The 12,013-nt window shown below is 73.6% G+C and carries 9 protein-coding genes; all 9 read left to right on the top strand.

The genetic code is table 11. The annotated features are described in order from the left end of the window. From ACI79R_RS03035 to ACI79R_RS03075, 9 genes are read left to right on the top strand one after another with little or no spacing between them, the layout of a single operon-like run. A complete protein-coding gene (locus ACI79R_RS03035; RefSeq protein WP_456572099.1) occupies nucleotides 1-2,472 on the top strand; it encodes an NADH-quinone oxidoreductase subunit G in 2,472 nt (823 codons plus the stop codon). Beyond that, nucleotides 2,469-3,962 (top strand): NADH-quinone oxidoreductase subunit NuoH, encoded by a 1,494-nt coding sequence (nuoH, locus tag ACI79R_RS03040; protein WP_456572100.1) that lies wholly within the window; start codon nucleotides 2,469-2,471, stop codon nucleotides 3,960-3,962. Before ACI79R_RS03035 ends, nuoH begins: the two co-directional genes overlap by 4 nt. Further along, complete coding sequence (gene nuoI / locus ACI79R_RS03045; protein WP_456572101.1) at nucleotides 3,955-4,572, top strand: NADH-quinone oxidoreductase subunit NuoI; 618 nt, start codon at nucleotides 3,955-3,957, stop codon at nucleotides 4,570-4,572. The genes nuoH and nuoI overlap by 8 nt, the downstream gene beginning before the upstream one ends. Beyond that, entirely contained in the window at nucleotides 4,569-5,402 is an 834-nt protein-coding gene (locus ACI79R_RS03050; RefSeq protein WP_456572102.1) for an NADH-quinone oxidoreductase subunit J, read from the top strand. Before nuoI ends, ACI79R_RS03050 begins: the two co-directional genes overlap by 4 nt. Beyond that, nucleotides 5,399-5,698, top strand: coding sequence for an NADH-quinone oxidoreductase subunit NuoK (gene nuoK / locus ACI79R_RS03055; protein WP_075013278.1), 300 nt, complete (start codon nucleotides 5,399-5,401; stop codon nucleotides 5,696-5,698). Before ACI79R_RS03050 ends, nuoK begins: the two co-directional genes overlap by 4 nt. A 25-nt stretch (nucleotides 5,699-5,723) precedes the next feature. Then, a complete protein-coding gene (gene nuoL, locus ACI79R_RS03060; RefSeq protein ID WP_456572103.1) occupies nucleotides 5,724-7,655 on the top strand; it encodes an NADH-quinone oxidoreductase subunit L in 1,932 nt (643 codons plus the stop codon). A gap of 49 nt (nucleotides 7,656-7,704) precedes the next feature. Then, a complete protein-coding gene (locus ACI79R_RS03065; protein WP_456572104.1) occupies nucleotides 7,705-9,369 on the top strand; it encodes an NADH-quinone oxidoreductase subunit M in 1,665 nt (554 codons plus the stop codon). Then, nucleotides 9,366-10,913, top strand: coding sequence for an NADH-quinone oxidoreductase subunit NuoN (gene nuoN, locus ACI79R_RS03070; protein ID WP_456572105.1), 1,548 nt, complete (start codon nucleotides 9,366-9,368; stop codon nucleotides 10,911-10,913). The genes ACI79R_RS03065 and nuoN overlap by 4 nt, the downstream gene beginning before the upstream one ends. Continuing rightward, nucleotides 10,913-11,971, top strand: coding sequence for a polyprenyl synthetase family protein (locus ACI79R_RS03075; protein WP_456572106.1), 1,059 nt, complete (start codon nucleotides 10,913-10,915; stop codon nucleotides 11,969-11,971). The genes nuoN and ACI79R_RS03075 overlap by 1 nt, the downstream gene beginning before the upstream one ends. Nucleotides 11,972-12,013: the final 42 nt, after the last annotated feature.

The raw sequence follows: 12,013 nt of genomic DNA on the forward strand, positions 1-12,013 counted from the left end.
ATGACGCCTGCCAGCCCACCGCCGGCGGCCGCGGTGCCGCCGGGCGCGCCCGGACCGCACACCCCGGCGGACGCCGTCCACTGCGTGATCGACGGCTTCGACGTCGCCGTGCCGAAGGGGACGCTGATCATCCGGGCCGCCGAGATGATCGGCGTCCAGATCCCGCGGTTCTGCGACCACCCGCTGCTGGAGCCGGTCGGCGCGTGCCGGCAGTGCCTGGTCGAGGTGGAGGGCCAGCGCAAGCCGGTGGCCTCCTGCACCATGCCGGTCACCGACGGCATGGTGGTGAAGACGCAGCTCACCAGCCCGGTCGCCGACAAGGCGCAGCAGGGCACGATGGAGCTGCTGCTGATCAACCACCCGCTGGACTGCCCGGTGTGCGACAAGGGCGGCGAGTGCCCGCTGCAGAACCAGGCGATGAGCAACGGCCGCGCCGAGACCCGCTTCGTCGACGTCAAGCGCACCTATCCCAAGCCGCTGCCGATCAGCAGCGAGGTGCTGCTGGACCGCGAGCGCTGCGTGCTGTGCGCGCGGTGCACCCGGTTCTCCCAGCAGGTGGCCGGCGACCCGTTCATCGAACTGTTCGAGCGCGGCGCCCTGGAGCAGGTGGCGATCTACGAGGACGAGCCGTTCACCTCCTACTTCTCCGGCAACACCACCCAGATCTGCCCGGTCGGCGCGCTGACCAGCGCCCAGTACCGCTTCCGTTCCCGGCCGTTCGACCTGCGCAGCGAGCCCAGCGTCTGCGAGCACTGCGCGTCGGGCTGCGCCCAGCGCACCGACTACCGCCGCGGCAAGGTGCTGCGCCGGCTGGCCGGCGACGACCCCGCGGTCAACGAGGAGTGGAACTGCGACAAGGGCCGCTGGGCCTTCCGGTACGCCACGGCCAACGAGCGGCTGATGACGCCGCTGGTCCGCCGCGACGGCCGGCTGGAGCCCGCCTCGTGGCCCGAGGCCTGGGCCGCGGCGGCCGAGGGCCTGGCGGCCGCGCGCGCGGCCGGCGGCGTCGGCGTGCTGCCCGGTGGCCGGCTCACCGTCGAGGACGCCTACGCCTACGCGAAGTTCGCCCGGGTCGCGCTGGGCACGCACGACGTCGACGCCCGCGCCCGCGCGCACTCCGCCGAGGAGGAGGCCTTCCTCGCCGCGCACGTGGCCGGCCGGTTCCCCGGCGGCGGGGCGGTCACCTACGACGACCTCTCCGCGGCGCCCGCCGTCCTGCTCGCGGGCCTGGAGCCGGAGGAGGAGTCGCCGATCGTCTTCCTGCGGCTGCGCCGCGCGGTGCGCACCCGCGGCCTGCCGGTGTTCGACCTCGCGCCGTTCGCCACCCGCGCCGCGGCCAAGCTGCAGGCCACCGTCCTGGGCACCGTGCCGGGCACCGAGGCCCGCTCGCTGGCCGCGCTGGCCGCCGGCACCTGGGGCGGCCCCGCGGTGGAGGCGCTGCGGCAGCCCGGCGCGGTCGTCCTCGCCGGTGAGCGGCTGGCCGAGCTGCCCGGCGCGCTGTCGGCGCTCACCGAGCTGGCCCGCGCGACCGGCGCCCGGGTCGCCTGGGTGCCCCGCCGCGCCGGTGAGCGGGGCGCGGTCGAGGCCGGCGCCCTGCCGGGGCTGCTGCCCGGCGGGCGCAGCGTTCCCGACGCCGCGCACCGCGCCGACGTCGCCGCGCGCTGGGGCCTGGCCCCCGGCGCGCTGCCGGCCGCGCCCGGCCGCGACCTCACCGGCATCCTCACCGCCGTCCGCGACGGCGTGCTGGGCGGCCTGCTGGTCGGCGGCGTCGACCCCGCCGACCTGCCCGACCCGCGGCTGGCCGAGGCGGCGCTGGCCGCGGCCGGCTTCGTGGTCAGCCTCGAGATGCTGCCGAGCACGGTCACCGAGTACGCCGACATCGTCCTCCCGGTCGCCGCGGCACCGGAGAAGGCCGGCAGCTACCTGGACTGGGAAGGCCGGGTGCGCCCGTTCGACGCCACCCTCCACGGCACCGGGCTGCTGACCGACGGCCGGGTGCTGCACGGCCTGGCCGACGCCCTGGACGTCGACCTGCGGCTGCCCACGGTGGAGGCCGCGCGCGCCGAGCTCGCCGCCCTGGGCGCGGTTCCGCCGCCGGCGCGGGTCGCCGGGCTCGACGTGCCGCCGCCGGCCGATCCCGAGCCGGCCGACGACGAGGCGGTGCTGGCCTCCTGGAGGCAACTGCTCGACGTCGGCACCCTGCAGCGCGACGAGCCCGAGCTGGCCGGCACCGCCCGGCCGCCGGTCGCCCGCGTCGGCCGCGACGTCGCCGCCCGCCTCGGCCTGGCCGACGGCGACCGGCTCACCGTCACCGGCGCGACCGGGGCGATCACCCTGCCGGTGCAGGTGACCGAGATGCCCGACCGGGTGGTGTGGGTGCCGATGCGCTCGCCCGGCAGCGAGGTGCGCGCCCAGCTGGGCACCGCGCCCGGCTGCGTCGTCCGCCTGACGGTGGCCGGAGGTGCCGCATGAGCCTGCTCGCCAGCCCCGACCAGCCCACGCTGGAGGACTTCGGGCACGACGTGTGGTGGATCGTGCTCATCAAGATCGTCGGCGTCTTCGTCGTGCTGGTCCTGATGACGCTGTTCGCGATCGTCTTCGAGCGCAAGGTCGTCGCGCGGATGCAGCAGCGCAGCGGCCCCAACCGGGTCGGTCCGCGCGGCTACCTGCAGAGCCTGGCCGACGGGCTGAAGCTGGCGTTCAAGGAAGACATCATGCCGGCGCTGGCGGACAAGCCGGTCTACTTCCTGGCCCCGGTGATCGCCGCCGTCCCCGCGTTCCTGGCCTTCTCGGTCATCCCCATGGGGCCGACGGTCAGCATCTTCGGCGAGCGCACCCCGCTGCAGCTCACCGACGCCCCCGTCGGGGTGCTGGTGGTCCTGGCCTGCTCGGCGATGGGCGTCTACGGCATCGTGCTGGCCGGCTGGGCCTCGGGGTCGACCTACCCGCTGCTCGGCGGGCTGCGCAGCGCCGCCCAGATGGTCAGCTACGAGATCGCGATGGGGCTGTCGATCGTCGCGGTGTTCCTGTACGCGGGCTCGATGTCGACCTCGGAGATCGTCGCCGCCCAGGCCGACGGCAACCAGCTGTCGTTCTTCGGCCTGGAGTTCACCGGCCCCAGCTGGTTCGCCGTCCTGCTGCCGGTCAGCTTCGTCATCTACGCCATCGCCGTCGTCGGCGAGACCAACCGCGCGCCCTTCGACCTCCCCGAGGCCGAGAGCGAGCTGGTCGGCGGCTTCCACACCGAGTACTCGTCGCTGAAGTTCGCGCTGTTCTTCCTCGCCGAGTACATCAACATGGTCACCGTCTCGGCCCTGGCCGCGACGCTCTTCCTCGGCGGCTGGCGGGCCCCGTGGCCGCTGTCGATCTGGGACGGCGCCAACTCCGGCTGGTGGCCGATGCTCTGGTTCTTCCTCAAGGTCGTCGTCGCGCTGTTCGTCTTCATCTGGCTGCGCGGCACGCTGCCCCGGCTGCGCTACGACCAGTTCATGCGCTTCGGCTGGAAGGTGCTGGTCCCCACCGCGCTGGTGTGGATCCTGGTCGTCGCCACGATGCGGACGGTCTCCCGCGAGGCCGACCTCTCCGCCGGTCAGGTGGCCGTCTTCGTCGGCGTCCCGATCGCCCTGCTGGTGCTCGCCGCGCTGCTGATCGCCAGCCGGATGAGCAACCGCACCACCCGGATCGCCGCGGAGAAGGCCGCCGCCGGCTCCAACCACCCGACCGAACCGGAGCCCCAGGTGCTGCCCCCGGCCGGCCCGCGGCGCCGGCCGGCCCAGCGCACCGGCCCCAGCCGCGCCGAGGGGGGCTTCCCCGTCCCGCCGATGGACCTCGTCGTCCCGCCCTCGCCGCGGCTGCGCCGCAGCGAGCCGGTGGGGGCCGGCGCGCGTCCCGAGGGGGGCGTCGTGAGCACCGGCCGCCGCGGCTCCGGCAGCACCCGCGTCCAGGAGGACGGCGATGTCTGAGCAGCACCCCGCCACGAGCGGGTCCGAGAAGGGGCTGGCGCAGGCCGCCGCGGGCGGCGCGGTCGAGCGCGCCGGCCGGCCCGGCGAGGTGCCGGCGCAGCGCAGGAGCCTCCTGCCGGCGCCCGGCCAGGGGTTCGGCGTCACCTTTGCGCAGATCTTCAAGAAGGTGACCACCGAGCAGTACCCCGAGACGCCCAAGGTGACCAAGCCGCGCTACCACGGGCGGCACGTGCTCAACCGGCACCCCGACGGGCTGGAGAAGTGCGTCGGCTGCGAGCTGTGCGCCTGGGCCTGCCCGGCCGACGCCATCTACGTCGAGGGCGGGGACAACACCGAGGACGCCCGCTACTCGCCCGGTGAGCGGTACGGCCGCGTCTACCAGATCAACTACCTGCGCTGCATCTTCTGCGGGCTGTGCATCGAGGCCTGCCCGACCCGCTCGCTGACGATGAGCAACGACTTCGAGCTGGCCGACGACAACCGGCGCGACCTCATCTACACCAAGGAGCAGCTGATGGCCCCGCTGCTGCCGGGCATGGAGGCGCCGCCGCACCCGATGCGCCTGGGCACGGACGAGAAGGACTACTACGTGCAGGGGGAGCGCGCATGAGCGTGCTCGCCGCGGCCGCGGACACCGGCGTGGAGCTCGGCGGGGGAGAGGCCGTCGTCTTCTGGGTGCTGGCGCCGATCGCCCTGGCCGGCGCGCTGGGCATGGTGCTCTCGCGCAACGCCGTCCACTCGGCGCTGTGGCTGGTCAACACCATGCTGTGCCTGGGCGTCTTCTACGTCGTCCAGGAGGCGCCGTTCCTCGGCGCGGTGCAGATCATCGTCTACACCGGCGCGATCATGATCCTCTTCCTGTTCGTGCTCATGCTGGTCGGGCGCGACTCGTCGGACTCGGTCGTGGAGACCCTCCGCGGGCAGCGGGTGGCGGCGATCGTGCTGGGCATCGGCTTCGCCGGGCTGGTCGGGGCGGGCATCGCCCGGGCCACCCAGGAGCTGCCCGCCGCCGGGCTGGCGGCGGCGCAGGGCGACGAGAGCAACATCCGCGCGATCGCCGAGGTGCTGTTCACCCGGTACCTGCTGGCGTTCGAGGTCACCAGCGCGCTGCTGATCACCGCAGCCGTCGGCGCGATGGTGCTCGCCCACATCGAGCGCGAGCCCGGCACCCGGCGCACACAGAAGGAGCTGTCGCGGGCCCGGTTCCTCGACGGCGACCGGCCGCAGACCCTCCCCGGCCCCGGCGTCTACGCCCGCGCCAACTCCGTCGCCGCACCGGCGCTGCTGCCCGACGGCCGGCTGGCCGAGGACAGCTTCGCCACGGGCATCGAGCCCCAGGAGGTCGACCAGATGCCGCGTCCCACCGGCCGGGCCCAGCTCGGCAGCCCCGACGCGGCGCTCGGCACCCAGGACGGCGCCTCGGGCGGTGACCCGCGGTGACGCTCACCCACTACCTGGTGCTCGCCGCGATCCTGTTCACCATCGGCGCGGTCGGCGTGCTGGTGCGGCGCAACGCGATCGTCGTCTTCATGTGCGTCGAGCTGATGCTCAACTCGGTGAACCTCACCCTGGTCACCTTCGCCCGGGCCACCGGCACCATCGACGGCCAGATCATGGCCTTCTTCGTGATGGTCGTCGCCGCGGCCGAGGTCGTGGTCGGCCTGGCGATCATCATGTCGATCTACCGGACCCGCCGCTCGGCGTCGGTCGACGACGCCAACCTCCTGAAGTACTGACCTGCGAGGGACGGGGAACCCGGGGATGGACATCACGTCCGCAGAGCTGGCCACCGTGCCCGCCGAGGGCCTGCTGGGCTCCGCGTGGCTGCTCATCGCGCTCCCGCTGGCCGGCGCCGCGGTGCTGCTGCTGGGCGGCCGGGCCACCGACCGCTGGGGTCACCTCCTGGGCACCGCCACGGTGGCCGCGGCGTTCGTGCTCGGGCTGGCCTGCACGCTGCAGCTGGCCGGGGCGGAGGAGGGCGAGCGGTCGGTCGCCGTCCACCTGTTCACCTTCGTCGCCACCGGCTCGCTGGACGTCTCCGCCGGGCTGCTGTTCGACCCGCTGTCGGCGGTCTTCGTCCTGCTGATCACCGGGGTCGGCGCGCTGATCCACGTGTACTCGATCGGCTACATGAGCCACGACCCGCGGCGGCGCCGGTTCTTCGCCTACCTGAACCTGTTCGTCGCCGCGATGCTGCTGCTGGTCCTCGGCGACAACTTCGTGGCGCTCTACGTCGGCTGGGAGGGCGTGGGCCTGGCCTCCTACCTGCTGATCGCCTTCTGGCACGACCGGCCGAACGCGGCCACCGCGGCCAAGAAGGCGTTCATCATGAACCGGGTCGGCGACGTCGGCCTGGCGCTGGCGATCTTCCTGATGTTCACCCAGCTGGGCACCGTCTCCTACGAGGGCGTGTTCGGCGCGATCGGCACCCTGGCCGGCGGCACGATCACCGCGATCGGCCTGCTCCTGCTGCTCGGCGCCTGCGGCAAGTCCGGCCAGTTCCCGCTGCAGGCGTGGCTGCCCGACGCCATGGAGGGTCCCACCCCGGTCTCCGCGCTGATCCACGCCGCGACCATGGTCACCGCCGGGGTGTACCTGATCGCCCGCTCGGCGCCGATCTACGACCTCACGCCCACCGCGCGCACCGTCGTCCTGGCCATCGGGGCGATCACCCTGATGATCGGCGCGATCGTCGGCTGCGCCCACGACGACATCAAGAAGGTGCTGGCCTACTCCACGGTCAGCCAGATCGGCTACATGTTCCTGGCCGTCGGGCTCGGACCGGTCGGCTACGCCGCCGGCATCGCCCACCTGCTCACCCACGGATTCTTCAAGGCCGGGCTGTTCCTCGGGGCCGGCTCGGTCATGCACGCGATGAACGACCAGGTGGACATGCGCCGCTTCGGCGGGCTGGCGAAGAAGCTGCCGGTCACCTTCGTGACCTTCGGGCTGGGCTACCTGGCGCTGATCGGCTTCCCGCTGCTGTCGGGCTACTGGACCAAGGACGCGATCATCGAGGCCGCGCTCGACCGCGGCGGCGTCTCCGGATGGGTGCTCGGCGGGGTCGCCGTCCTCGGCGCCGGGCTGACCGCCTTCTACATGACCCGGCTGATGCTCATGACCTTCTTCGGCCGGCCGCGCTGGACCGAGGACGTGCACCCGCACGAGTCGCCGTCGGTGATGACGCTGCCGATGGTGGTGCTCGCCGTCGGCTCGGTGGCCGCCGGCTTCCTGCTGGTGCAGGCCTTCCCGCTGCAGGACTGGCTGGCCCCGGTGTTCGGCGAGCCGGAGGAGGCCGCGCACGTGGTCGCCCCACTCACCGTCGGCATCGTGGTGACCGTCGTGATGCTGCTCGGCGTCCTCGCCGCCTGGCTGTTCGTGGGCCGGCGCGAGGTGCCGGAGGTCGCGCCGGCGCGGGTCTCGCCGGTGGTGCGCGCCGCGCGCAAGGCGCTGTACGCCGACACGGTCAACGAGTCGCTGTTCATGCGCCCGGGCCAGTGGCTCACCCGGGCGCTGGTCTGGGTGGACAACCGCGGGGTGGACGGCGCGGTCAACGGCCTGGCCGCCACGCTCGGCGGCTCCTCGGCCCGGCTGGGCCGCGCGCAGACCGGCTTCGTGCGCACCTACGCCCTCGGGATGCTCGGCGGCGCGGTGCTGGTGGCCGGGGCGCTCCTGGCGGTGACGGCGGGATGAGCGGCAGCCCCCGAGCAGGCACGACGACGTCGGAAGAGGTGCCCCGAGCGTGAACGGCTTCCCGTACCTGCTGGCCATGATCGCCGTCCCGGCGGTGGGCGCCGGCGTCGTCGCCGCCCTGCCGCGCGGCCGCGACGTGCTGGCCAAGCAGCTCGCGCTGGGGATCTCCCTGGTCGTGCTGGTGCTCGCCGTCGCGGCGACGGTCGCCTTCGACACCGACGGCCCGCGCTTCCAGCTGACGACGTCGGTCTCCTGGATCCCCGACTTCGGCGTGTCCTTCGCCCTCGGCGTCGACGGCATCGCGCTGGTGATGCTGCTGCTCATCGGCGTGCTGGTGCCCGTCGTCGTCGGCGCCTCGTGGGAGGACACCTCGACCGGCCACCGGTCGATGAAGACGTTCTTCGCCTGGCTGCTGCTGCTCGAGGCGCTCATGGTCGGCGTCTTCGCGGCCACCGACGTCTTCCTGTTCTACGTCTTCTTCGAGGCGATGCTCGTTCCGATGTACTTCCTGATCGGCAGCTTCGGCGGGCCGCGACGGCAGTACGCGGCGGTGAAGTTCTTCCTGTACAGCCTGGTCGGCGGGCTGGTCATGCTGGCCGCGGTCATCGGCCTCTACGTGGCCGGTGCCCAGGCCGGCGAGGGCACCTTCGCCTTCGAGGCGCTCAACGCGCTGACCTTCGACCCGGCCGTGCAGAAGCTGCTGTTCCTCGGCTTCTTCGTGGCCTTCGCGATCAAGGCGCCGCTGGTGCCCTTCCACACCTGGCTGCCCGACGCCGGTGCCGAGGCCCCGATCGGCGGCGCCGTGCTGCTGGTCGGCGTCCTCGACAAGGTGGGCACCTTCGGCTTCCTGCGCTACTGCCTGCCGCTGTTCCCCGACGCCTCCCGCGACCTCGCGCCGCTGGTGCTGGTGCTCGCCGTCGTCGGCGTGCTCTACGCCGCGCTGCTGGCGATGGGGCAGAGCGACCTCAAGCGGCTGGTCAGCTACACCTCGATCGCCCACTTCGGCTTCATCGCGCTCGGCATCTTCGCCTTCACCACCGAGGCCGGCACCGGCGCGGTGCTGTACATGGTCAACCACGGCATCGCGACCGGCCTGCTGTTCCTGGTGGTCGGCATGCTCATCGCCCGCGGCGGATCGCGGCGGATCGTCGACTACGGCGGGGTGGCCTCGCGGGCGCCGCTGCTGGGCGGGGTCTTCCTCGTCGCCGGCCTCGCCTCGCTCGCGCTGCCCGGCACCAACAGCTTCGTCAGCGAGTTCCTCGTGCTGATCGGCTCGTTCCCGACCCGGCCGGTGTACACGATCCTCGCGACGGTCGGCATCATCCTGGCCGCCCTCTACGTGCTGCTGGTCTACCAACGGACGATGCACGGCCCGCCCCGCGGCGTGCTGTTCCCGCCGGACGCCGCCGGTCAGCCGTTCGCCGAGGGCATCGGAGGCGGGGGCACCGGTGGCGGTGCGGCCGCCGCCACGCTGACCGCCCCGGCGCCGGCCGCCACCCGGCCGCTGCGCGACCTCTCCCGCCGGGAGATCGCCGTGGTCACCCCGATGGTCGCGCTGATCATCGCGCTCGGCGTCTACCCGCAGCCCCTGATCGACCTCATCGAGCCGTCGGTGGCCGCCACCGTCGAGGACGTCGGCGGCGATCCCGACGGGGTCACGCCCGCCGCCGGCGACGCCGCTCCCAGCCCGGAGAACGAGGGGACCACCCCATGATCGAGGCCCCCGACCTCTCGCTGGCGGCCCTGACGCCGCTGCTGTTCCTGTTCGGTGCCGCGTGCATCGGCGTCCTCATCGAGGCGTTCGCGCCCCGGGAGAGCCGCCACCCCGCCCAGGTCGGGGTGGCCCTGGTCGGCACCGTGGGCGGGCTGGTCAGCACCCTGCTGCTGGCCGGCACCGGTGAGGTCGGCCAAGTGACGGCCGCCGGAGCCCTGGCCGTCGACGAGGCGGCGCTGTTCCTGCAGGCGACGATCGCCGGCCTCGGCGCGCTCTCGGTGCTGCTGTTCGCCGAGCGGGCGCTGGACCCGGCCCGCTCGGCGTTCGTCGCCTCGGCCGCCGTGCCGGCCGGCAGCGTCCGCGACCGCGAGCTGCTGACCGAGCCCCGGGTGCAGACCGAGGTCTACCCCCTGGCCACGTTCGCCATCGGCGGCATGATGCTGTTCGTCGCGGCCAACGACCTGCTGGTCATGTTCGTCGCGCTCGAGGTGCTCAGCCTGCCGCTGTACCTGATCAGCGGCCTGGCCCGCCGCCGGCGGCTGCTGTCGCAGGAGGCCGCGGTCAAGTACTTCCTCCTCGGCGCCTTCGCCTCGGCCTTCTTCCTCTACGGCCTCGCGCTGGTCTACGGCGCCACCGGCACCATCCGCCTGGGCGGTATCCGCGACGCGGTGGCCGGCGGCGGCGGCGACGTGCTGCTCGTGCTCGGGCTCGGCCTGCTGATCGTCGGCCTGATGTTCAAGGCCAGCGTCGCCCCGTTCCACAGCTGGACGCCGGACGTGTACCAGGGCGCCCCGACGCCGGTGACCGCGTTCATGGCCGCCTGCACCAAGGTCGCGGCCTTCGGCGCCATCCTGCGGCTGCTCTACGTCGCCTTCGGCACCAGCGAGTGGACCTGGCGGCCGCTGGTCTACGGCATCGCGATCGTCTCGATGGTCGTCGGCGCCGTGCTCGGCCTGACCCAGACCGACCTCAAGCGGATGCTGGCCTACTCCTCGATCGCGCACGCGGGGTTCCTGCTCACCGGCGTCATCGGCTTCGGCGGCGGCGCCGACGGCACCGGCCTCGCGGCCACGATGTTCTACCTGCTCGTCTACGGCCTGACCACGCTCGGGGCGTTCGCCGTCCTCACCATGGTCCGGGACGGCGACGGCGAGGCCACCCACCTCTCGCAGTGGGCCGGGCTCGGCCAGCGCTCACCCCTGCTGGCCGCGGTGATGACGCTGTTCCTGCTGGCGCTCGCCGGGATCCCGCTCACCAGCGGCTTCACCGGGAAGTTCGCCGTCTTCCGCGCCGCGATCGAGGCCGGCGCCTGGCCGCTGGCGGTGGTGGCCCTGCTGGCCAGCGCGGTGGCCGCCTTCTTCTACCTGCGGGTCGTCGTCCTCATGTACTTCTCCGAGCCGGCCGCCGACGGCCCCACCGTCGGCGTCCCGGGTCTGCCCACCACGATCGTGGTGGCGATCAGCGCCGCGGCGACACTCGTCCTGGGGATCGTGCCCGGGGCGGTGCTCGACCTGGCCGAACAGGCGGCTAGATTCGTCGGTTGATGACCGGAGCCAGCGCCGCAGTCGACGGCGTCCCGAGCGGCGACGTCTGGCACCGGGGGTCCTCCCCGGCGTCGACGATCGGTCCCTGGCTGCCCGAGGGTGCGCTGGGGACCGCGCTGGCCGACGGCCTGGCGCGGGTCGAGACCGCGCTCGTCGCCGCCGTCGACAGCCCCCACCCCTTCGTGCAGGAGGCGGCCGGGCACCTCATGGCCGCCGGCGGCAAGCGCTTCCGGCCGCTGCTGGCGCTGCTGGCCGCGCAGTTGGGCGACCCGGACGCGCCGGAGGTCACCGACGCCGCGGTCGTCTGCGAGCTGACCCACCTGGCCACGCTGTACCACGACGACGTCATGGACGAGGCCGCCGTCCGCCGGGGTGCGCCGAGTGCGAACACCCGCTGGACCAACAGCATCGCCATCCTGACCGGCGACTTCCTCTTCGCGCGGGCGTCGGACCTGCTGGCCGACCTCGGCCCGGAGGCGGTGCGGATCCAGGCGCGCACCTTCGAGCGGCTGGTCACCGGCCAGATCCGGGAGACCGTCGGCGCCGCGCCGGGCGAGGACCCGATCGCCCACTACCTCGAGGTGCTGGCCGACAAGACCGGCTCGCTCGTGGCCACCTCGGCCCGCTTCGGCGCCTCGTTCGCCGGTGTCGACGACGCCTTGGTCGCCGAGCTGACCACCTTCGGCGAGGAGGTCGGCGTCGCCTTCCAGCTGTCCGACGACCTGCTCGACATCGTCAGCGAGGGCGGCGCGTCCGGGAAGTCGCCGGGCACCGACCTGCGCGAGGGCATCGCCACGCTGCCGGTGCTGTTCGCCCTCGCCGGCGACGACCCGGCCGAGGCGCGGCTGCGCGAGCTGGTCGCCCGGCCGATCACCGACGACGGCGAGCACGCCGAGGCGCTGGCCCTGCTGCGCTCCTCGGCCTCGCTGACCCGCGCCACCGGGGTGCTGCGCCAGTACGCCGACCGGGCCCGCGGCCGGCTCACCGCGGTGCCCGAGGGGCCGGTGCGCGAGGCGCTGGCGGCGCTCTGCGAGTACGTGGTCACCCGCACGAGCTGAGTAAGGACCCCCGTGCCCCCCACCGCTCGCAGGCTCGCGGCG

The organism is Blastococcus sp. SYSU D00820, assembly GCF_054050695.1.

Coding starts and splice junctions, on each gene's coding strand:
- nuoH (WP_456572100.1), top strand. CDS start 2,469: ATGAGCCTGCTCGCCAGCCCCGACCAGCCCACGCTGGAGGACTTCGGG.
- nuoL (WP_456572103.1), top strand. CDS start 5,724: ATGGACATCACGTCCGCAGAGCTGGCCACCGTGCCCGCCGAGGGCCTG.
- ACI79R_RS03035 (WP_456572099.1), top strand. CDS start 1: ATGACGCCTGCCAGCCCACCGCCGGCGGCCGCGGTGCCGCCGGGCGCG.
- nuoI (WP_456572101.1), top strand. CDS start 3,955: ATGTCTGAGCAGCACCCCGCCACGAGCGGGTCCGAGAAGGGGCTGGCG.
- nuoN (WP_456572105.1), top strand. CDS start 9,366: ATGATCGAGGCCCCCGACCTCTCGCTGGCGGCCCTGACGCCGCTGCTG.
- ACI79R_RS03050 (WP_456572102.1), top strand. CDS start 4,569: ATGAGCGTGCTCGCCGCGGCCGCGGACACCGGCGTGGAGCTCGGCGGG.
- ACI79R_RS03075 (WP_456572106.1), top strand. CDS start 10,913: ATGACCGGAGCCAGCGCCGCAGTCGACGGCGTCCCGAGCGGCGACGTC.